Origin of the sequence: Aminobacter sp. BE322 (genome assembly GCF_050433525.1) — a bacterium.
Classification (GTDB): domain Bacteria; phylum Pseudomonadota; class Alphaproteobacteria; order Rhizobiales; family Rhizobiaceae; genus Aminobacter.
Window position 1 is genome coordinate 270,906 of record NZ_JBNPXB010000003.1, and the last position, 20,482, is coordinate 291,387.

Sequence of the window (20,482 nt, forward strand, 5' to 3'; positions counted from 1 at the left end):
AGCAACGCTCTAGGACTGGCGAGGCCGAGGCGTGCTGATCTCCAATCAATTCAATTTCTTGTTCGTTCACATACCAAAGACGGCGGGTTTGTCAGTTAAGGATACATTTCGTCCTTACTCAAATCGTCCGAAGCGGACCCTCTTGCGCCGCGTCCTTTCCAAATTGCCCATCCGAGAACATCAAATGTTCTTTAACCCGCCGCAGCATGCGACGGCGGAATGGGCCCGCCGCAAGCTTGGTGAGGATAGCTATTCCAAACTGACATCGTTTGCTGTCGTCAGGCACCCGTATGACAGAGCCATTTCTTACTACCAGTTCATCAACCAACATGATGGGCATCACCAACACAAGTTGGTAAAGGAAATGAACTTCGAACAATACCTCAAATACCTGGCAGGAAAGCCCGTTGGGAGACGCCTACGCCAGATCGATTTCCTGGTCGACGGCGGAGGAGCGATAATCGTTGATCGAATACTGCGATACGAATCTCTGGAAGCTGACATCGAGGCGATTTGGACTGAACTGGCCCTGCCAGGTCGCCCAACAGTATCGCGTCGCAACGCCTCAGTGCGGCGCGCCGTGGACGAGTACCTGACGCCCCGAACGCGCGGCCTGATTCTCGACCTATATCGGAATGATTTCGACAGATTGGGCTATGAACCATAGGGGCCTTGCCGCCCATGCACGGATCGGCCCAGACACCTGGGGGGGGCGAAGCGAGGCGGTAGGACCAATCCCTTGCTCCGGCACTTGCGCGGCCTACGCCTGCCGCCCATCTGTAGTGCGAACCGAAGGGTATGGCGATCCCGACAGGATTCGAACCTGTGACCATCGGCTTAGAAGGCCGGTGCTCTATCCAGCTGAGCTACGGGACCGCTGGCCAGCCCAAGGAGGGCCGGCAAGTGCTGGCAGGCCGTCAGTGGGTCCAGGGCGTCCTGCGGTCATAGCGGAAATTGTCGGAATAGGAAATCTGCCGGCGCTTGGACTCCTTCGGCTCCTGCACCCGGAAATCCAGTCCTTCCTTCTCGGCGTAGGCGATCGCCTCCTCGCGCGTCTCGAAGGTCAGCCGGATCTGGCTCTTCATGTCGCCCGAGGTGGTGTATCCCATGAGCGGATCGATCTTCTTCGGCTTCTCGGCGTCGAATTCGAGCACCCAGTTCCCGGTCTTGGCCTTGCCCGACTGCATGGCGGTCTTGGCGGGGCTGTAGATTCGCGCTGACATGCCTACCTCGCTAACGGGTCCGCGCCGGCGGCGCAGACTTAAGATGGGCCGTCATTACTGCGCATTGGCCGCCGCCGCAAGGCGAAAGCCGGTCGGCTGCTTTTTGCCCTTGCCATGTCGATCGGAAGTCACTACGCACGGCAACGCAAATCGGTCCGGAGTGTAGCGCAGCCTGGTAGCGCACCTGATTTGGGATCAGGGGGTCGCAGGTTCGAATCCTGCCACTCCGACCACCGCATCCAAGATATGCCAAGTATTTGCCAGTTCTCCGCCGCCCTCGCGCGGCGAACGTGTCTCTATGCGCCTAAAGATGATCTTGATCTAAAATAGCCAAGTGCTATCGATCTATTGGGGCGTGGCTGGGCATTGGCGTGCAAGAGATCATTCTTGCGCATGCACCGGCCCGACAAAACCGTATCGACATCGTCTGAAATCGATTTCGACGCGGATCAGCTCGGGGGAGCGACGAAAATTGGCGGAGCTGTCCGAACAGTTCATCGATCAGATCTACGAAGCGTCCTTCGCTCCTGAAAAATGGCCGGAGTTGCTGGCGGACCTGTCCCAGGCCGTCGACGGCAAGGGCGGCTGCCTGTTCACACTCGCCCGCGGTGCCGCCGCCCATGTCGGATCGGAAGCGATCGCCGCGGATCTCGAGGAGTTCATGCGCGACGGCTGGGTGACCATCAACACGCGCACGACGCGCGCCGAGGCGCTTGCCCATCCCGGCTTCCTCACCGACCTGGACCTCTACAGCGTGTCCGAGCTGGCGACCGAACCCATATACCGGGACTTCCTTCATCCTCGCGACCTGGGTTGGGCGGCCGGCACCCTCATCCCGCTGCCGACCGGCGACCTGCTCGCCTTCAGCGTCGAAAGATCGACCGCGCGCGGCCCCTTCGAGCGCGCCCATGTCGAGGCCCTCGACCGGCTGCGCCCGCATATCGTTCGCGCCGCAGTCGTCTGCACCCGCATCGGCCTCGACAAGGCACAGGCCGGCGCAGGCGCACTGGAGGCGCTCGGACTGCCGGCCGCGGTGCTCGACGCGAACGGCCAGATGGTCGCCTGCAACCGCCTCATGGAGGGCCTGATCCCGAGCACCATCCGGGACGGGAGCGGACGCATCCAGATCGTCGACCGCAAGGCCGACAACCTGCTGGCCGGGGCGCTCTCGGCTCTGGCATTCGGCGCCAGGCAAGGGATCGCCCAGTCCTTCCCGGTCGCCGACGACACCGGCCGGCCGACCGGCGTGGTGCATCTGCTGCCGGTGCGGGGTGCCGTGCACGACCTGTTCAGCCACATCCACAGCATCCTTGTGGTCACCCCGCTCGCCGCCCCGGTGGCCCCGCCGGCCAGTATCCTGCAGGCGATGTTCGACCTCACCCCCAGCGAGGCGCGAATCGCCTCGGCGCTGGCCGCAGGCCGCTCGATCGACACGATCAGCCGGGAGTTCGGGGTCGCGCGCGAAACCGTGCGCTCCCACCTGCGCTCGATCTTCGCCAAGTCCGGCGTTTCCAAGCAATCCGCACTGGTGCGCCTGCTCTTGAGCGTGACGCTGCCGAGCGCTGCGGATGCAGGCGACTGACCCAGCCGGGCGCCGACTCGACAGATTGGCCTGGAACCTGCACATCTGCTGCGAGGAGGATCGACCGCAGTGCCGTATCTCGACATCTATCTCAGCCAGCTCATCGATCCGTTTCGCATCGGCCTGCTGATCGCCCTCGTGCTTACGGCGGCCAACACCGCCAGGCAGATCAACCGCTGGATTCCCATCGCGCTCGGCATCGTGTTCGTGGCGGTGCTGATCCCCTACAGCATCGGCGCGGACGCGAGCGATGGACCTGCAGCGCCGATCCTGGTCGGGCTCGCCTCCAACGCGACCATCCTGGCGGTGCTATTTGCCGCCAAGGCGGCCTATGCGCGGCTGGGCTGACCGCCCGGCGCTCAGACGTCCAGTTCGCCCTGTCCGGCGTCGAGCGCGCCGATCATCTCGGCGGCCAGCGCGCGGGTGATGCGCGACTTGTGCTCCAGCGCCGCACGGTCGAGCTTCTCCACCACCCGGATCGCGGTCGACAGCGAACGCTCGATGCGGCGGACGAGGAACTGCACCACATGCGGCTCGACATCGACCTGGCGGTCGGCGAACAGCTTGGTGATGACGCCGGCGAGCAGGAGGTCGTCCGGCTCCTCGATCTCCACCGTCGCGGCAGCCTTGAGACGCGAGGCGAGGTCGGGCAACGACACGCCCCAGGCCGAGGGAAAGCTGCGCGCGGTGATGAGCAGGTGCGAGTGCGCCCCTCGGATCGCGTTGATGAGGTGGAACAGGCCCTCCTGATCGAGTCTGCCCTGGTCCGCATCATCGATCAGCACCGGCGATGCGCCGATTTCGCCGACATGGGCCACGATGTCGGACGCGTCGAGCTGGATCGCGCCCGAGTGCTCGCGCCAGATGGCGGCGAGATGGGACTTGCCCGAACCGGCGGGACCTGCCAGCAGAACGACGGGCGCGGGCCAATCGGGCCAGCGGTCGATCATGCCGACCGCCTGCAGGTTGGCGCTCGACACCACGAGGTCGTCGCGCGACAGGCCGGGCAGATGTCCGAGGTCGAGCGGCAGCTGGCGCGGTTTTGGAGGCTCGCGCGACACGTTCATTTTTCCGTGCCGGCGTCGCCGGGCTTCGCGGCCGGGGCGTGCGTCGCATGGCCATGATAGAGCGGCGAATCGAGGTAGCGCGAGATGGCGAAGCGCACCAGCACGGCCACCGCCGCCGCCGAGGGAACGGCAACCAGCAGGCCGACGAACCCGAACATGGCGCCGAAGGCGACAAGGGCGAACATCAGCCAGACCGGGTGGAGACCGACGCTCTTTCCGACGAGGCGCGGCTGCAGGATGTTGCCTTCGATGAACTGGCCGACGAAGAACACCGCGGCCACGGCCAGGACCATGGTCCAGTCGGGCCAGAACTGGACGATGGCGACGCCGAGCGAAAGCACCAGTCCAGTCAGCGAACCGACATAGGGGATGAAGCTGATCAAGCCTGCGAACAGGCCGATGAGGACACCGAAGTTCAAGCCCGTCAGCGTCAGCCCCACGGCATACATGATGCCGAGCACGAGGCAGAGCGTGCCCTGCCCGCGGACGAAGCCGGCAACGGCCGTGTTGATGTCGCGGGCGATCTGCCTGACGGTGTCGACGTGGTCGCGCGGGATCCAGCTGTCCACCACGGCAACCATGCGATCCCAGTCGAGCAGCATGTAGAACGCCACGACCGGCGTGACCACGAAAAGGCTGGCAATGGAGAACAGGGCCACGCCCGAACTCCAGATCGACTGGAAGATGGTGGTCAGGAACCCGAAGCCGGTCGTGAGCAGCGAATTGAGCCCCTCGCGCAACCCGGCGGCGTCGACGCCGAAGCGCTGCTCGAGCCACTCGGGGTTGAAGTTGGTCACCAGTTGCTGGAGCTTCTCGATATAGCCCGGCACCTTGGCGGCGAAATCGGCCATCTGCGACGCCAGCACCGGTACGATGATGACCAGCGCCAGAACGAGGAAGACCAGGAAACAGACGAGGATGACCACCGTCGCCATCAGGCGCGACAGGCCGAGCCGCTGCAGGCGGTCGGCCACCGGGTCGAGGAAATAGGCGAGCGCCATGCCGGCCACGAAGGGCAGCAGGATGTTGCTGAACAAATAGAGGAAACCGACAAAGAGAACGGCCGATACCAGCCAGAAGCGGATCTGTTTGCGGAAGGCCGCCGCGGCGGCAGCTTCCAGCGCCTCGTTATCGATCGGGAGTTTCGCCTTCGCCATAGCCGCTCATATGTCCCAGCCAGGCAACGAGATAGGCCGCCGCCGAAGCGACGGTCAAGAGGCCGGAGACCGTTATCAACGCCGGGCGAAGCGGGCCGAACCCGAAACCAAACGACAATTCGGCCAGTACCAGCGCCGCAAGCACGATCTGGACGGCGGTGTTGATCTTGGAAACCATCAACGGCTTCACCACCACCGGATTGCCCATGACCGTCGACAAAAGCACCGCGCAGACGATCAGCGCGTCGCGCGAGACGGCCAGCACCACCAGCCACAGCGGCAGGTGGCCCATGATGCCGAGAACGACGAAGACGCTGACCAGCAGCAGCTTGTCGGCCATCGGGTCGAGATAGGCGCCGAGCTTGGAATATTGGTTGAAATGGCGGGCGATGAAGCCGTCGACGGCATCGGACACGCCGGCAACGACGAAGCCGGCGAAGGCCCAGTCCCAGCTCCCCGTCAGCATGGCGTAGATCACGCAGGGCACGAGCACCAGTCTGCCTATCGTGATCAGGTTCGGAACAGTCACGGCCTCATCCCGCCTTTGTGTTTCAGCGAAACATGGGAGAGACTTCCGATCGCCGCAAGAGACAAGGCGCATGGCGAGGCTGTCCACGGCTTTGGCTGCTCCCAGCCGTCGCATATGGCCGCTGTCGCTTGCGGGAAGGGTCCGTTCATGCGAATAGCGCGCAAAAGGCGCACGGCACCAGGATTTGACGATGAGCGAAGGCAAGAACGGTCTCACCTACGCGCAGGCGGGCGTCGACATCGACGCGGGCAACCTGATGGTCGAAAAGATCAAGCCGCTGGTGCGCTCGACGCGCCGGCCAGGCGCCGACAGCGAGATCGGCGGCTTCGGCGGATTGTTCGACCTAAGGGCCGCCGGCTTCATCGACCCGATCCTGGTCGCGGCCAATGACGGCGTCGGCACCAAGCTCAAGATCGCCATCGACGCGGGCAAGCACGACACCATCGGCATCGACCTCGTGGCCATGTGCGTCAACGACATCGTCGTCCAGGGCGCCGAGCCGCTCTTGTTCCTCGACTACTTCGCCACCGGCAAGCTCGATCCCAACCAGGGCGCCGACATCGTCTCCGGCATAGCCGAGGGCTGCCGGCAGGCCGGCTGCGCGCTGATCGGCGGCGAGACCGCCGAGATGCCGGGCATGTACCACGGCAACGACTACGACCTCGCCGGATTTGCCGTCGGCGCGGCCGAGCGCGGTCAGCTGCTGCCCACCGACGACGTCGTCGAGGGCGACGTGCTGCTCGGCCTCGCCTCGTCCGGCGTCCATTCCAACGGCTACTCGCTCGTCCGCCGCATCGTCGAAAAGTCCGGCCTCGGCTGGGGCGACCGCGCGCCCTTCGCCGACGGCCCGACGCTGGCGGAAGCCCTGCTCGAGCCGACCCGCATCTACGTCAAGTCGTTGCTCAAGGCGGTCCGCGAAACCCATGGCATCAAGGCGCTCGCCCACATCACCGGCGGCGGCTTCCCCGAAAACATCCCCAGGGTGCTGCCCAAGGAATTCTCGGCCGAGCTGGACCTGTCGGCCATCGAAGTGCCCCCGGTGTTCTCGTGGCTTGCCAAGACCGGCGGGGTCGCGCCGGAGGAAATGATGCGCACCTTCAACTGCGGCATCGGCATGATCGCGGTCGTGGCCGCCGGCCAGGCCGCGCAGGTCGCAGCCGTCCTGCAGGAGGCCGGCGAGACGGTCGCCCCCATCGGCCGCATCGTGCCGCGCCGCGACACGGGCGTCATCTATCGCGGGTCGCTGGCGCTATGAGCATGCACCGCAAGCGCACCGTCATCCTCATTTCCGGCCGCGGCTCCAACATGGCCGCCCTCATCGACGCTGCCGCCGACCCGGCCTTCCCGGCCGAGATCGTCGGCGTCATCTCCGACCAGGCCGACGCCAAGGGCTTGGGCATTGCCGCCAGCCGCGGCATCGCGACCAAGGTCGTGACGCGCGCCGACCATGCCAGCAAGGACGCGCATGACGCCGCCATCGACGCGGCACTGGCCACCTTCGGCGCCGAGATCGTGGCACTTGCCGGCTACATGCGGCTGCTGACGACGGGCTTCGTCGAGCGATGGCAGGGCCGGATGATCAACATCCATCCCGCACTTCTGCCCTCCTTCAGGGGCCTCGACACCCACCAGCGCGCGCTCGAAGCCGGCATCCGCGTCCATGGCTGCACCGTGCACTTCGTCACCCCGGCGATGGATGACGGCCCGATCATCGCCCAGGCCGCGGTTCCGGTGCTTATCGACGACGACGAGGCCACGCTCGCCGCCCGCGTGCTCAAGGCCGAGCATCGGCTCTATCCGCTGGCGCTCAAGCTGTTCGCCGAAGGCAAGGTCCGCATGGAAGGCAGCCGCTCCGCCTTCTCGGGCTTCTCCGACGCCACCAGCCAAGACCACATCGCCGCGCCCATTCCGGCGCGCGAAGAGGTCGACCTGGAACAGCTGGCGCGCATCACGCCTTGACGGAGGCAGGCATGGCGGGGAAACGGCAACTGCTTGTCCTGCGCCATGCGAAGTCGAGTTGGGACGATGCCTCGCTCGCCGATTTCGACCGGCCGCTGGCGCCGCGCGGCGAGAAGACGGCGCCATTGATGGGGGCGGAGATCGCAAAGCGCGGCTGGCTGCCGGAATTCGCGCTCGTCTCCCCTTCCCTGCGCACCCGTGAAACCTGGCGGCTTGCCACCGCATCGTGGCCGCAACCATTGCCGTCCGTCGCCTACCCGCAGGAACTCTACGAGGCCACCGCCGCCGAAATCCTGGCCGAGGTCCAGTCGGTGCCGCGCACCGTCCGCACGCTCTTGGTTCTCGGCCACAATCCCGGCCTCGAAACCTTCGTCCGCATGCTCGCCGGCCCTGACTCCGCCGAAACCGCCCTGCGGCTGGTCGGCGAGAAATTCCCGACCGGCGCGATTGCCCGCCTCGAACTGAAGGGCGGCTGGGATTCGCTCCGCCCCGGCAGCGCGACCCTGACGCATATGCTGAGGCCGAAGGATATCGGCTAGCGCCGGTGGCCGCCGAACCTGCCGGCAAGCAGCCTCAGCACCATCGGCAAGGCAACTATGGCCAGGGCGCCCAGGAACCAGGCGAGGACGATCAACGGCTTGGCGATAGTCCGGGCGAGCGCGACGATCTGCGCGATAAATCCCGACGCCTGATCGACGTTGAGCATGCCGACGACGTTCTTGTCCAATCCGCCGGCGGCGGCGGCGTCCTTGCCGCCCTGGATGACGGCGCCGGCATTGCCCGCCAGCCAGGCCCCCAGTCCGTCGACGAGATTGTATCCCGCCCAGGCAAGCAGCGTCCACGCGACCAGCATCGCCAGCACCGTGGCAGTCCCCACTCTCGGCATTCTGATCGCCGCTGCGCGCGGTTCGTCATGGGGCGCGCTCTGCTTCGAACCACCCCTGCCCCATACGGCATTCGCAGGCTCCTGCCGTCCCGGCTCGTGGCCCGGTTCCGACGTCATGCGGGCCTTGCCGATGCCGAGGGCGCCAAGCAACCCGCTGGCGCGCACGCCATGCCCGTTGCCCGCGCCATGGCGCCTGGCTCGGCCGTGATTGCCGTGATGCCCGGACTTGCCGTGCCATCCCATCGGATTGCCTCCTCGACAGCAGCGCTTCGAGCCTTCCCCAAAGCTGCCGGAAGACTAATTCCTCCAGCCGCTAGAGGTTAAAGAGGAAAAATGCTGGGGAGACAGGATGTCGCAAACGCCGCTCAGTGGATGGTTTCCATCGGCGCGCAGTTCTCGCGTTCCAACTGCAGCGTCGTGTGGTGGAGGTCGAACTTCTGCTGCAGCCGCGCTTCGATCGCCCGGCGCACCGTCTCGGCGTCGGCGCCCTCGGCCAGCACGGCATGGGCGCTGAGCGAGGCCTTGCTCTGGGTGATCGCCCAGAGGTGCAGGTCGTGCACCGACGCGACCCCCGATACGGAAACGATGGCCTGTTCGACCTCGGCCAGGCTCATGCCGGGGGGAACACCCTCCAGCAGGATGTTGACGCATTCCTTGAGCAGGACCCAGGTGCGCGGGAAGACCATGAAGCCGATGCCCACGGCGACCAGGGAATCGACCCACTCCCAGCCCGTGAGCCAGATCAGCCCGGCGCCGGCGATGACCCCGATCGAGCCCAGCATGTCGGCCCAGACCTCCAGGTAGGCGCCCTTGACGTTGAGGCTCTTGTCCTTGTGCCCGGTGAGGATGCGCATCGCCAGGAGATTGACCAGCAGGCCGACCATGGCGATCGCCAGCATGCCCAGCGAGGCGATCTCGGCCGGCTCGTAGAGGCGCTTATAGGCTTCGTAGAGGATGTAGAAGGCGACGCCGAGCAGCAGCAGCGCGTTGAACGCCGCGGCCAGGATCTCGAAACGGGCATAGCCGTAGGTGCGCAGGATGTCAGCCGGGCGGCGCCCGACGCGGATTGCCAGCAGCGCGATCGCCAGCGCCATGGCATCGGTCAGCATGTGCGCGGCGTCCGAGATCAGCGCCAGGCTGCCGGTGATGATGCCCCCCACCACCTCGGCCACCATGAACGAGCCGGCCAGGCCGAGGGCGATCCAGAGCCGCGGCACCGGCGTGCTTTCCATGTCGACATGCTGGTGGTCGCCGCTCATCGCCTGTCCCTCTCCGGCGCCATGGTTATGCGACCGCGCGCACCCAGACCTTGTTGTCGTGAACGGCCGCGCCGCCATAGGGCGCAGGCGCATCGGCGCCGGTCAGCACGTTGATGCCCTCGCCGCGCTCGTGGTCCGAGTTCGGCCAGATGCCCTCGGCGATGACCACGCCGCGCTTGATCTTGTCGAACAGCTTAGCATGCAGCACCACCTCGCCGCGCGTGTTGCCGACCTCGACGCGATCGCCCGTGGCGACGCCCATGGCTGCTGCGTCGTCGGGATGGATCAGCAACTCCGGCCGCCCCTCCTTCTCGCGCGACACCGGAGTCTCGGCGAAGGTCGAGTTGAGGAAGTTGCGCGCCGGCGACGTCGCCAGCCGGAACGGATGCTCGGCGTCCGCCACCTCGATCAGGTCGACATGGTCGGGGAACTCCGGCAACTGCCGGTAAGGCCCGAAGATGCCCATGCTCTTCGGCGGCTTGTTGGGTGCGGCACCGCCGTTCCACTGCGGCTTGAAGCGGAACCTGCCGTCGGGATGGCCGAAGCCCTTCAGGAAATGGGCGCTCTCGAATTCGGGCTGCATGTCGACCCAGCGGCTCGACTTCAGGCTGTCGAAACTGCCGAGGCCGCGCTTTTCCAGCATGTGGTCGATATGCTGGCGCTCGGTCAGGCCGAAGCCGGGCATGTGCGCCACGCCAAGGCGCCTGGCCAGTTCTTCGATGACATAGTGGTTGGTGCGCGGCCCTTCCGGCGGGTCGATCAGCTTCGGCCCCAGCGTGATGTGCTGGTTGCCGCCGCCCTTGTAGATGTCGTCATGCTCGAGGAACATCGTCGCCGGCAACACGACGTCGGCGAGCTTGGCCGTATCGGTCATGAACTGCTCGTGCACGCAAGAGAACAGGTCGTCGCGCAGGAAGCCCTGCACCACCAGCCGCTGCTCGGGCGCGACGTTGACCGGATTGGTATTCTGGATCAGCAACCCCGTCACCGGCGGGCCGCCATAGAGCGCATCCTCGGCATTGGTCAGCACCGGGCCGATGCGCGAATGGTCGAGATAGCGGATGTTGGGGTCGCGCAGCTTGGTGCCCTCGAGCAGTTCGCCGTTGAGCTTGAAGATGCCCGAATTGGAATGGAAGGCGCCGCCGCCCTCGTATTGCCAGGCGCCCGTCACCGCCGGGATCGACAGCGCCGCATGCATGTTGACCGAACCGTTGCGCTGGCGCGAGAAACCATAGCCGAGGCGGAAGAAAGTCTTCTTGGTCGCGCCCACCAGCCGGGCGAAGGCCTCGATCTCCTCGACCGACAGGCCGGTGATGGCGGAGGCCCATTCGGGCGTGCGCGTCGCAAGATGCGCCTCCAGCCCCTTGGGATCGTCTGTGTATTTTTCGAGATAGGGCCAGTCGGCCAAGCCGTCGCGGAACAGCACGTGCATGACCGCGCAGGCGAGCGCGCCGTCGGTGCCGGGCTTCAGCACCAGCGCCATGTCGGCCTGCTTCATCGTCGCATTCTCATAGATGTCGATGGCGACGATCTTGGCGCCGCGTTCCTTGCGGGCCTTCACCGCATGGGTCATGACGTTGACCTGGGTGACCACCGCATTGGTGCCCCAGATCACCACGCAGTCGGACTTGCCGATCTCGCGCGGATCGGTTCCTCGCAGCGCGCCGGTGCCCATGACGTAGCCGGTCCAGGCGAGATTGGTGCAGATCGAGCCGAAGAAGCCGGAATATTTCTTGGCGTGGCGCAGCCGCTCGATGCCGTCGCGCTGCACCAGCCCCATCGTGCCGGCGTAGAAATAGGGCCAGACGGTCTCCGAGCCGTGCTTCGCCTCGGCAGCGATGAACTTCTCCGCCACCAGGTCGAGCGCCGCTTCCCAGCTCGCTTCCTTCCATTGCCCCTCGCCCTTGGCGCCTGAGCGCACAAGCGGCTTCAGCAGGCGGTCGGGATGATGCACGCGGTCGGCATAACGCGCGACCTTGGCGCAGATGACGCCGGCCGTGTAGCTGTTGTCGCGCGAGCCGTGGATGCGGCCGATGCGCTTGTCGTCGATGAGCTCGACGTCGAGGGCACAGGTCGACGGGCAGTCGTGCGGACAGGCCGAATGGCCGATCCTGATCTTGGCGTGCTGGTTCATGGCGCCCTTTTACCCTGATGCCGGATTGCCGTGTAGGGCCAATTCTAGAGGTTGCGCTGCCCCTCATCCGCCTGCCGGCACCTTCTCCCCGTAAACGGGGAGAAGGAGGCTGGCCGCGACGGCTCCGCTTGTCCCTTCTCCCCGTCCCTATACGGGGAGAAGGTCCCGGCAGGGGGATGAGGGGCAACGCAACGGTGCGGCAATTTACTCCGCGACCCCTTCCTCGTACTCCGCCGACATCGTCAGCCATTTGTCCTCGTTCTGGCCAAGCTGGGCGCCAAGCTGCGAGCGCTCCTTGGCGAGCTGGGTCGCGGTCGTCGGGTCCTTCTCGTAGAGCTTGGGATCTGCCAGCTGGTCCTCGATGAGGTCGATGCGCTTGCGGATGCGGTCCATCAGCGCCTCGGTGGCGCGGATCTCCTTGGCCAGCGGCTCCAGCGCCGCGCGCCGCGCCGCGGCCTCGCGGCGCCTGTCGGCCTTGGATGCCTTGTCGGCCTCGCGCTTGTCACGCCGGTCGCCCGACACGCCGGTCACCAGCGTCTTGTAGTCCTCGAGGTCGCCGTCATACGGATTGACCGAACCGTCCTTGACCAGCCACAGCCGGTCGGCCGTCGCCTCGAGCAGGTGGCGATCGTGGCTGATCAGGATCACTGCGCCCGGAAAATCGTTGAGCGCCATGATCAGCGCCTCGCGGCTGTCGATATCCAGGTGGTTGGTCGGCTCGTCGAGGATGAACAGGTTCGGCCCGTCGAAGGCGGAAAGCCCCATCAGCAGCCGCGCCTTCTCGCCGCCGGACAGGTCCTTCGCGGCGGTGTTCATCTTCTCGGTGGGGAGGCCGAACTGGGCGACGCGCGCCCTCACCTTCGATTCGGGCGCCTCCGGCATCAGCCGGCGCACGTGCTCGTAGGCATTCTCCTCAGGTCGGAGATCGTCGAGCTGGTGCTGGGCGAAGATCGCCACCTTCAGCCCCGGCGCCACCGTCACCGATCCCGTCTCGGCCTGAAGCCGTCCGGCCAGCAGCTTGGCGAAGGTCGACTTGCCGTTGCCGTTGGCGCCGAGAAGCGCGATGCGGTCGTCGGCGTCGATGCGCAAAGTCATCTTCTTGAGGATCGGTTTGTCCGCCTGGTAGCCGACGTTGACGCGGTCGAGTGCTACGATCGGCGAGGCAACAGTCTTCACCGGCTCCGGGAAGCTGAACGGGCGGACATTGTCCTCGATCAGCGCCGCGATCGGCTTCATCTTCTCCAGCGCCTTGATGCGCGACTGCGCCTGGCGCGCCTTGGAGGCCTTGGCGCGAAAACGATCCACGAAGGACTGCAGGTGCTTGCGCGCCGCCTCCTGCTTGACGCGGCCCTTCTCCTGCAACTCGCGCTGCTCGGCGATCTGACGCTCGAACTGGTCGTAACCGCCGCGCCAGAAGGTCATCTTCTTCTGGTCGAGATGGACGATCGAATTGACCGCACGGTTGAGCAGGTCGCGGTCGTGGCTGATCAAGAGAACCGTGTGCGGATACTTCGACACGTAGTTCTCAAGCCACAGCGTGCCCTCGAGATCGAGATAGTTGGTCGGCTCGTCGAGCAGCAGAAGATCGGGCTCGGAGAACAGCACCGCCGCCAATGCCACGCGCATGCGCCAGCCGCCCGAAAAGGACGAAGCGGGCCGCTTCTGCGCCTCGTCATCGAAGCCGAGGCCGGCGAGGATCGTCGCGGCGCGTGACTCCGCCGAATGCGCGTCGATGTCGGCCAGGCGGATATGGATCTCGGCGATGCGGTGCGGGTCGGTGGCCGTCTGTTCCTCGGCGAGAAGTGCCGTGCGCTCGACGTCGGCCTTGAGCACGATATCGATCAGCGGCTCCTCGGTTCCGGGCGCTTCCTGCGCCACTTGGCCGATACGGGTGTTCTTGGGCAGGCTGATGCTGCCGGTTTCCGAGCTGAAGTCGCCGGTGATCGCCTTGAACAGCGTGGTCTTGCCCGTGCCGTTGCGGCCGACGAGACCCGCCTTGGTGCCGGCGGGCAGGGTCAGCGACGCATGATCGAGAAGCAGACGTCCGGCAATGCGGAGGGAGAGATCGTTGATGATAAGCATGACGAGAGGGTTTCTGACGAAGTGTCGTGACGATGGCAAGTGCGCGCGCAGGGACGACGCGCAACGCACGGTCGAAAATCGAAGCAGGCGCCGGTGGCCTAGGCGAAAATCGGTCTGCCCATGCGGTGCATGGCGCCTTCGGCCACTTCGCCGCCGTGGCCTGCGGCGCGACCGTCCAGCGATGCGGGCGGCGGCGAGGCATGGCCCAGGGCGAACAGTACGGCGCTGCCCGCCGCAAGCACGGCAAAGAGCATGAACATGCCCTGCCCGCCGAAGGCGCCGAGCGCCAGCCCGCCCAACAACGGTCCGAGGAAGTTGCCGACGGAGGCCAGCGAATGCGCGCCGAAATAGGCACCGCGGTTGTCGTCGCTGGCGATCCGGTCGACCAGCACGTATTCGGCCGGGACGACCAACACCTCGCCCACGGTGAACAGCACCATGAAACCGATCAGCATCGTCGCGCTGGTGGCGAAGGCAAAGCCGACCTCGCCGCCAAGGAACAGCAGGCAGCCCGCGACCATCGCCTTCATCGGCCCGATCTTCTCGATCAATATCCGTGCCGGTGCGGTGGCCAGCACCACGACCGTGGCATTGGTGGTCACCAGCCAGGCGAAGACCTTCACCCCGTCCTCCAGGTTGGCGGTGACGTATTGCGACAGCGTCACCGACCATTGCCCGTAGACGGCGAGCAGCAGTATGCCGCCGCCGAGGTAGAAGACCAGCCGGCGGTCGCGCAGGGCAGCGCCCAGGCGGCGCAGGCCCGGCAATTGCGACGCGGCCCTGGCGCGGGCGCTACCCAAGAGAACGGCGGGCACGATGGCAAAAATCGCGGCCGAAAAGGCGAAATGCACGACGCCGGCGATCATGAACGGTGCCGCCGAATTCGCGCCTATGGCGATGCCGATCATCGGCCCCACCGCCCAGCCCGCATTGATCACCAGGTAGCGCCACGAGAACATGCGCAGCCTGAGCCGTTCGGGCGCGGCGTCGCTCATCAGTGCCCGCGCCACCGGCTCGTAGACCGCGGCGGCGACGGACGAGACGATATGGGCGAGCGCAAAGGCCGCGACCGACTGTGCCAGCCCCAGGCCGATCAGGCCGAGGCCGGCGAAGGCCAGCGCCACCGTCAGCACGATGCGGCGGCCGATCCGGTCGGACAGCGTTCCGGCGAACGGGCTGGCGCAGGCCCCGAGAAGCGGGCCGGCGCCGATCAGCATGCCGATGGTCGCCGGGCCGAGGCCAAAATCCCGCTGCAGGCGGATCGCCAGGAAGGTCAGCGTCATGCCGCGGGCGATGGCGAGCGCGCCCGCCCCCGCGATGAGCACGAGCACGATCGTCTGGCCGAGCCTTTCGCCTTGAGCGCGCAAACTGATTTCCTCGCGGATGGAAAGGCGGCCATGGCCTGCCGCTCTCGCCCCCGTTCTGCTCAGGCCCGCAGTGAAAGGCAAGGCGCCTCGCCGGGACGAAGCGATGATCCAGACATGCTCGTGACAAGGATCGGCGTCGCCAGCCCGGTTCCAAGAACGGCTCTACTGGCCGGCGACCACGGAGAGGGAGCGCTCATCGCGTCATGCGACAATCCGCCACAGAGCGATCCCAATTCGTAGTATTTTATCCATAAGAAATTAAATTTACCGTTGTGAATGTCGATACGTCCAAGATCCAATCATAGGGGAAGTCATGCCAAGGAAAATCCTCTGCGCGGTCGATGGTTCACATGCATCGGACCGTGCCGCAGCTTGCGCGGTCGAGCTCGCCAAGGCGACCGGCGCCAAACTCACCTTCGTCCATGTCAATACCGTGCCGCCGGACCGCATAGCCAAGACTTGGTTCTGGGACGAGACGCTGATCTCGGCGGTGAACGCCCAGATCAAGGAGCAACTGGCCCACGGCCAGAAGATCGCCGCCAGCCAGGGGCTGACGGATTTCAGCAGCGTCGTCGTGACCGGCAACCGCGTCTCCTCGGCGATCGCCTCCTATGCCAAGGAGAAGGAGTTCGACCACATCGTCATGGGAACCGGAGTGACGAACGAGCTGGAGCGTCTCTTCCTCGGCTCGGTCGCCACCGAGGTCGTGTCGACCGCCCACTGCCCCGTCACGATCGTCCGCTGACACTAACCGGCGCAGCGCCAGAGCCGAAGACCGTATAAAAGAAACGGCCCGCGACGCGGGCCGTTCCGAATTCCTGTCCGTCGCGTAGCCGCTCAGCGGCTGGCCGTGCGCAGCAGCTTGCAGAGTTCGCGCAGGTCGCTCTCGAAGGCCATCGGGTTCGAAAGCACCATCTTGCAGCGCTTGACGTAGGTCGCGACCTGGGCCTGCGACATACCCTTCACGACGCCCGGATTGATGCCTGGGCCGCCAGGTCCGCCAGGTCCGCCCGGACCTCCAGGACCGCCGGGGCCACCGGGCCCGCCGGGACCGGCAGGCCCACCGATGCCGATGTCGATATCCGCAAGCGTGTTGCCACCCAGGCCAAGAGTTGTCTTGACATTGGCCAGGCCGCCGCCGCCGAGATTGGCGCCGACACCCGCAGTAAGGCCACCGCTACCGCCCACGGTCGCCTTGGCACTTGCGCCGCTGCCGCCGAGCCCGACGTCGGCATTGACCCCGCTGGAGCCGCCTACGGTCGCCTTGGCGCTCGCGCCGCTGCCGCCGAGCCCGATGTCGGCGTTGACCCCGCCGGAACCGCCCACGGTCGCACCGATGCCTCCAGAGTCGACCGATACGCCCAGCCCACCGCTGCGGCTACCGATTTCGATCGCGCTGACCGGCGCGCTGAGCGCGGCGAATACCATGCCCCCAGCCAATGCCGTTGCTAATGCCTTCGAAATACCAGTCATGGATGTCTCCCTGTGGTTACCAAACCCCAGCGATCCGGCCTTCACTAAAAAGGCCAGTCGCCCAACCAGCAACGCTTCGATCGGGCAAACAGTTTCGCCCAATGCTTCACTCTGTGTTTTTTATACAGAGATTCAATGCGCGCTACGGAACAAAGTAAACACATGAATCCTTTTCACAATTTGCTATTAAAGCATAAAATTTTATCATCTTAAGCAAATGCACGCCCGTCTTCCGTCCTCTGGAAATAAACCAAATCTAAGATAGTTGACGGTCGACCCAACACTGTGAGCACCATGTGTGCCTGGCCGCGGTGATGTGTTTGATGGTTGAAGAAATGATCGAGCGCAGGCGCCAGCCTTTGCGAGATGGTCCGCATGTCGGTCACCGTCATGTAGGTGAAGCGGCCGGCAAAGGCCTTTTCGCTCAAGCCGTTGACCCATTCCAGGATGCGCTTGTCCTCTGCCTGGCGGGCCGCCCGGAGCCTGGCGAAGTCGGCGTGGAGCATGGCGTCAAGCGCTGCCGGCGCGTCACCCTCGCTGCTGAAGCGCTTCATCCAGATGCGGTCCGCGACCAGCAGGTGGTTGAGCGTCCCCCGCATCGACTTGAAGAAGGCGCCGGTATCGCGGCCGAATTCCTCTTCGCTGAGATCGGCGGCGGCCTCGTAAATCCTCTCGTTGGCCCATTGATTATAGGCTGCCATCATCATGAAATGCTGTTTCATCGAATTTCCTTCGGTGCTTCGAAACCTTCCAGTCCTTCCTAAGTCCATCGGAAAGCCTCGCCAATGACTATTGTCTTCTACGACCTCGTGGGCCGCGACAGCTCGCGCCCGTTCAGCCCGCATTGCTGGAAAGTGGCGATGGCGCTTGCGCACAAGGGCCTCGACCACCGCATTGTGCCGACGCGCTTCCTGGACGTGCCGCGCATCGAGGAAGGCGCCTCCAAGACCATCCCGGTCATCCGCGACGGCGAAAAGACGATCGCCGACTCCTTTGCCATCGCGCTCCATCTCGACGCGGCCTATCCGGACCGGCCGACGCTGTTCGGCGGCGCGGGCGGCAAGGCCCATGCGCGCTTCGTCGAACGCTGGTCGCAACTGACCCTGCATCCCTATCTCGCCGTCGCCGCGCTGACCGCGCTCCACGCCATGCAGGACGAGCCGAACGCCGCCTATTTCCGCGAGAGCCGCGAGGCTCGTTTCGGCAGGACGCTCGAGGAGGTGACGGCCGGCCGCGAGACCGGCCTCGCCACCTTCCGCGCTTCGCTGGAGCCGCTGCGCAGCATGCTCGCCTACCAGCCCTGGATCGGCGGCGATATTCCGCTCTTTGCCGACTACATCGTGTTCGGCGCGCTGCAGTGGGCCCGCGTCGCCTCGCCGTTCCAGGTGCTCGAACAGGGCGATCCCGTTGCCGGCTGGTTCGAGCGATGCCTCGACCTGCATGGCGGCACGGGGCGACGGGTCGCTGCGGCAGCATAGGCCACTTGGCAATGCGGTGGGCGGCCTGTATAGAGCCCGCCACACTGCAAATCCCCAGACAACAAGGACCTATCATGGCGATCGAACGCACCTTTTCGATGATCAAGCCGGACGCAACCAAGCGCAATCTGACGGGCGCCATCACCAAGATGCTCGAGGATGCCGGCCTGCGCGTCGTCGCTTCCAAGCGCGTGTGGATGAGCCGCCGCGAGGCCGAAGGCTTCTACGCCGTCCACAAGGAACGCCCCTTCTTCGGCGAGCTGGTCGAGTTCATGTCGTCGGGCCCGACGATCGTCCAGGTTCTCGAAGGCGACAACGCCATCACCAAGAACCGCGACGTGATGGGCGCCACCAACCCGGCCAACGCCGCAGAAGGCACCATCCGCAAGGTTCATGCGCTGTCGATCGGCGAGAACTCGGTGCACGGTTCGGACGCCCCGGAGACGGCGGCCGAAGAGATCGCCTACTGGTTCTCGGGCACCGAGATCGTCGGCTGACCTGCGGCATAGGTCATTGGCCTCGAGCCACTGACGCGGAATCGAAAGCCGGGGCATTACGCCCCGGCTTTTTTCTTTTGCGCTGCAGGCCGGCAAGCGGAGGTCGCCGCCGCGCTGCCGTCTCCGTAGCCGGAATTTCAACGGCTTGGCTGAAATTCCGGCGAAAATGATTCAATCAGCTGCCGGCCGCGAAGCGGAGGATCGCCTTGCCGTCCTTGTCCGCCATGACCAGCTTGCCGTCCGCGATGGCATAGGTGGCGACGCGCCCGAGCGCGTCGTGGAACTTGTGCTCCTGGTCCATCATCGCCTGCTCGCAGGCCATCTGCGTCGCCCCGATCTGGCCGAAGGCGATGCCGTTGCCGTCGATCTTGGCACTGCCGAAATAGCCGTTGCAGCCGCCGCGGCCCGAGACCCCGCCGTCCTTGCCGATGCGCAGCGTCGACTTGGCCTTGTCGATCACGCCGCCGCCGTCGATGTCCTCGGCGACCCAGTCGCGCTCGAAGATGCCGGCCTCGTCGGCAGGCTCCGACTGGCCGACCATCTTGAGCAGCATCGACTGCGGCCCGGCCTTGAGCGGGTCGACCGAATGGCGAACGTCGTTGATGAACCAGAGCCGGTCGTCGACGGTGATGCGGGCCTCGAGCGCGTAGCTCATGCCGCTGCGGATGGCGGCTTCGTCGAACTTGACGGCGAACTTGATCGGCACCTGGCCGGCAGGCTCGATCTTCTGCTGCCCGATGACCTTTGCGGGTGCGTCGGCCAGCGACACGTCGACCAGCTGAACCGTCAGGACCGCCTGCGGCGGCAGGGCAATGCGTTCGCGGTAAAGCACCTCGCCGCTGATCGTCTTGTCCTCGGCGGTGGCCAAGGCCGGCATCGCCAGGAGCCCGACCAGCAGCGGCGCGACGCCGAACACGAAATATTCCGCAAGCTTGCCCATCATGGCCACACTCCATCTGCTCTGTTGCCCCGGCCTCTCCATTCAGGCATCGGGATCCAGTGGCCGAATGTGCAATGAATTACGGTCGTTCGATGACTTCGCCGAGGCGGCGATTCAAGTTTTTGACCAGCGGGCGGCGGCGGCCTCGTCGCTTTCCTTGGCGTCGACCCAGGCCCCTTCGCTGCCGTCGGCCCGGTGCTCCTTCTTCCAGAAGGGGGCGCGCGACTTGAGGTAGTCCATCAGGAAGCTCGCCGCCTCGAACGCGGCCCGCCGGTGCGCGGAAGCCGCTACCACCAGCACGATGTTCTGGCCCGGCGCGATGCGGCCAAAGCGATGGATGGCAGTGATGCCGGTGAGTGGCCAGCGCGCAAGCGCCTCGCCGGCGATGCGGCTGATCTCAGCCTCCGCCATGCCGGGATAGTGTTCGAGTTCGAGTGCCGCCAGCGTGCCGGCCTCGTCGCGGCACAGCCCGGTGAAGCTGACGACCGCGCCGACATCCGCCCTGCCCCGCGTCAGCCGCGCGATCTCGGCGGCGACGTCGAAGTCCGCCGCCTGGATGCGAACCACCGGCACGACGGCGGCGGTCACGGCCTCAGCCCCCCGTCATCGGCGGGAAGAGCGCGATTTCGCGCGCGCCGGCCACCGCCTCGCGATGGTCGACATGCTCCTGGTTGATCGCCACGCGGATCACTTCGGGGTGCTGCAGCGCGCTTTCGAATTCTTCGCCGCGCGACTTGAGCCACAGCAGCAGGTCGGACACCGTCCTCACCTCGGCCGGCAGGTCGACGTCCTCCTCGGCCTTGCCGATCCGCTCGCGCACCCAGGCAAAATAGATGAGCTTGGTCATCG

23 protein-coding genes and 2 tRNA genes are annotated in these 20,482 nt (G+C 65.6%); 10 read left to right on the forward strand and 15 right to left on the reverse strand.

What is annotated here, in order from left to right; genetic code table 11:
* The first annotated feature begins 31 nt into the window (after window positions 1-31).
* Window positions 32-667, forward strand: a complete 636-nt coding sequence (locus J2X50_RS07410; protein WP_429093458.1) for a sulfotransferase family 2 domain-containing protein — start codon at window positions 32-34, stop codon at window positions 665-667.
* 132 nt (window positions 668-799) lie between these two features.
* Here J2X50_RS07410 and J2X50_RS07415 read toward each other — a convergent pair.
* Window positions 800-876 (reverse strand) — tRNA-Arg (locus tag J2X50_RS07415).
* Between the two features lie 41 nt (window positions 877-917).
* Window positions 918-1,223, reverse strand: a complete 306-nt coding sequence (locus tag J2X50_RS07420; RefSeq protein ID WP_429093461.1) for an ETC complex I subunit — start codon at window positions 1,221-1,223, stop codon at window positions 918-920.
* Window positions 1,224-1,379: 156 nt separating this feature from the next.
* Between J2X50_RS07420 and J2X50_RS07425 the strand changes: the two genes are divergently transcribed.
* The 3 genes from J2X50_RS07425 (at window position 1,380) to J2X50_RS07435 (ending at window position 3,153) form a co-directional block, all read left to right on the forward strand.
* Window positions 1,380-1,456: transfer RNA gene (locus J2X50_RS07425), tRNA-Pro, on the forward strand.
* A gap of 239 nt (window positions 1,457-1,695) precedes the next feature.
* Window positions 1,696-2,805: a helix-turn-helix transcriptional regulator gene (locus tag J2X50_RS07430; RefSeq protein WP_429093463.1), complete on the forward strand. Its 1,110-nt coding sequence runs from the start codon at window positions 1,696-1,698 to the stop codon at window positions 2,803-2,805.
* A gap of 69 nt (window positions 2,806-2,874) precedes the next feature.
* Window positions 2,875-3,153 carry a hypothetical protein gene (locus tag J2X50_RS07435; protein ID WP_429093465.1) on the forward strand — a complete coding sequence of 93 codons (279 nt, stop codon included), beginning with the start codon at window positions 2,875-2,877 and terminating at the stop codon, window positions 3,151-3,153.
* Between the two features lie 11 nt (window positions 3,154-3,164).
* On the opposite strand, the gene hdaA is transcribed toward J2X50_RS07435, so the two are convergent.
* The 3 genes from hdaA to J2X50_RS07450 are packed head-to-tail and all read right to left on the reverse strand — an operon-like array spanning window position 3,165 to window position 5,558.
* Entirely contained in the window at window positions 3,165-3,872 is a 708-nt protein-coding gene (gene hdaA, locus J2X50_RS07440; RefSeq protein WP_429093467.1) for a DnaA regulatory inactivator HdaA, read from the reverse strand.
* The gene (locus J2X50_RS07445; RefSeq protein ID WP_429093469.1) at window positions 3,869-5,029 is read right to left on the reverse strand and encodes an AI-2E family transporter; all 1,161 of its coding nucleotides are present in this window, start codon (window positions 5,027-5,029) and stop codon (window positions 3,869-3,871) included. The genes hdaA and J2X50_RS07445 overlap by 4 nt, the downstream gene beginning before the upstream one ends.
* On the reverse strand, window positions 5,001-5,558 hold the full coding sequence (locus J2X50_RS07450; RefSeq protein ID WP_429093472.1) for a CDP-alcohol phosphatidyltransferase family protein: 558 nt from the start codon (window positions 5,556-5,558) through the stop codon (window positions 5,001-5,003). The genes J2X50_RS07445 and J2X50_RS07450 overlap by 29 nt, the downstream gene beginning before the upstream one ends.
* 190 nt (window positions 5,559-5,748) lie before the next feature.
* Between J2X50_RS07450 and purM the strand changes: the two genes are divergently transcribed.
* The 3 genes from purM to J2X50_RS07465 are packed head-to-tail and all read left to right on the forward strand — an operon-like array spanning window position 5,749 to window position 8,056.
* Window positions 5,749-6,813 (forward strand): phosphoribosylformylglycinamidine cyclo-ligase, encoded by a 1,065-nt coding sequence (gene purM, locus J2X50_RS07455; protein ID WP_429093475.1) that lies wholly within the window; start codon window positions 5,749-5,751, stop codon window positions 6,811-6,813.
* On the forward strand, window positions 6,810-7,517 hold the full coding sequence (gene purN, locus J2X50_RS07460; protein WP_429093477.1) for a phosphoribosylglycinamide formyltransferase: 708 nt from the start codon (window positions 6,810-6,812) through the stop codon (window positions 7,515-7,517). Before purM ends, purN begins: the two co-directional genes overlap by 4 nt.
* A gap of 11 nt (window positions 7,518-7,528) precedes the next feature.
* Window positions 7,529-8,056 carry a SixA phosphatase family protein gene (locus J2X50_RS07465; RefSeq protein WP_429093480.1) on the forward strand — a complete coding sequence of 176 codons (528 nt, stop codon included), beginning with the start codon at window positions 7,529-7,531 and terminating at the stop codon, window positions 8,054-8,056.
* Here the strand turns inward: J2X50_RS07465 and J2X50_RS07470 are convergent.
* The 5 genes from J2X50_RS07470 to J2X50_RS07490 form a co-directional block, all read right to left on the reverse strand.
* Window positions 8,053-8,646 (reverse strand): hypothetical protein, encoded by a 594-nt coding sequence (locus tag J2X50_RS07470; RefSeq protein WP_429093483.1) that lies wholly within the window; start codon window positions 8,644-8,646, stop codon window positions 8,053-8,055. The two genes, J2X50_RS07465 and J2X50_RS07470, sit on opposite strands and share 4 nt — an antisense overlap.
* A gap of 122 nt (window positions 8,647-8,768) precedes the next feature.
* Window positions 8,769-9,662, reverse strand: coding sequence for a cation diffusion facilitator family transporter (locus tag J2X50_RS07475; protein WP_429093485.1), 894 nt, complete (start codon window positions 9,660-9,662; stop codon window positions 8,769-8,771).
* 25 nt (window positions 9,663-9,687) lie between these two features.
* Window positions 9,688-11,796 carry a molybdopterin-containing oxidoreductase family protein gene (locus tag J2X50_RS07480; RefSeq protein ID WP_429093488.1) on the reverse strand — a complete coding sequence of 703 codons (2,109 nt, stop codon included), beginning with the start codon at window positions 11,794-11,796 and terminating at the stop codon, window positions 9,688-9,690.
* Between the two features lie 204 nt (window positions 11,797-12,000).
* The gene (locus tag J2X50_RS07485; RefSeq protein WP_429093491.1) at window positions 12,001-13,878 is read right to left on the reverse strand and encodes an ABC-F family ATP-binding cassette domain-containing protein; all 1,878 of its coding nucleotides are present in this window, start codon (window positions 13,876-13,878) and stop codon (window positions 12,001-12,003) included.
* 98 nt (window positions 13,879-13,976) lie between these two features.
* Window positions 13,977-15,245 (reverse strand): MFS transporter, encoded by a 1,269-nt coding sequence (locus J2X50_RS07490; RefSeq protein WP_429093494.1) that lies wholly within the window; start codon window positions 15,243-15,245, stop codon window positions 13,977-13,979.
* Window positions 15,246-15,558: 313 nt separating this feature from the next.
* Between J2X50_RS07490 and J2X50_RS07495 the strand changes: the two genes are divergently transcribed.
* Complete coding sequence (locus tag J2X50_RS07495) at window positions 15,559-15,990, forward strand: universal stress protein (RefSeq protein ID WP_429093497.1); 432 nt, start codon at window positions 15,559-15,561, stop codon at window positions 15,988-15,990.
* Between the two features lie 92 nt (window positions 15,991-16,082).
* Here J2X50_RS07495 and J2X50_RS07500 read toward each other — a convergent pair whose 3' ends face one another.
* Window positions 16,083-16,718 carry a hypothetical protein gene (locus J2X50_RS07500; protein ID WP_429093500.1) on the reverse strand — a complete coding sequence of 212 codons (636 nt, stop codon included), beginning with the start codon at window positions 16,716-16,718 and terminating at the stop codon, window positions 16,083-16,085.
* A gap of 209 nt (window positions 16,719-16,927) precedes the next feature.
* Complete coding sequence (locus J2X50_RS07505; RefSeq protein ID WP_429093503.1) at window positions 16,928-17,440, reverse strand: DinB family protein; 513 nt, start codon at window positions 17,438-17,440, stop codon at window positions 16,928-16,930.
* A 63-nt stretch (window positions 17,441-17,503) separates the two neighbouring features.
* Here J2X50_RS07505 and J2X50_RS07510 point away from each other — a divergent pair, with 63 nt between their 5' ends.
* A complete protein-coding gene (locus J2X50_RS07510) occupies window positions 17,504-18,196 on the forward strand; it encodes a glutathione S-transferase family protein (RefSeq protein ID WP_429093506.1) in 693 nt (230 codons plus the stop codon).
* Window positions 18,197-18,270: 74 nt separating this feature from the next.
* Entirely contained in the window at window positions 18,271-18,693 is a 423-nt protein-coding gene (gene ndk / locus J2X50_RS07515) for a nucleoside-diphosphate kinase (protein ID WP_429093508.1), read from the forward strand.
* A 175-nt stretch (window positions 18,694-18,868) separates the two neighbouring features.
* Here the strand turns inward: ndk and J2X50_RS07520 are convergent, their stop codons facing one another.
* The 3 genes from J2X50_RS07520 to moaD all read right to left on the reverse strand — a co-directional run bounded on the left by J2X50_RS07520 (window position 18,869) and on the right by moaD (window position 20,480).
* Window positions 18,869-19,636 carry a YbaY family lipoprotein gene (locus J2X50_RS07520; protein WP_429093511.1) on the reverse strand — a complete coding sequence of 256 codons (768 nt, stop codon included), beginning with the start codon at window positions 19,634-19,636 and terminating at the stop codon, window positions 18,869-18,871.
* Between the two features lie 111 nt (window positions 19,637-19,747).
* The gene (locus J2X50_RS07525; protein WP_429093512.1) at window positions 19,748-20,221 is read right to left on the reverse strand and encodes a molybdenum cofactor biosynthesis protein MoaE; all 474 of its coding nucleotides are present in this window, start codon (window positions 20,219-20,221) and stop codon (window positions 19,748-19,750) included.
* A 4-nt stretch (window positions 20,222-20,225) separates the two neighbouring features.
* Window positions 20,226-20,480, reverse strand: coding sequence for a molybdopterin converting factor subunit 1 (gene moaD / locus J2X50_RS07530; protein WP_347967986.1), 255 nt, complete (start codon window positions 20,478-20,480; stop codon window positions 20,226-20,228).
* Window positions 20,481-20,482 lie beyond the last annotated feature (2 nt).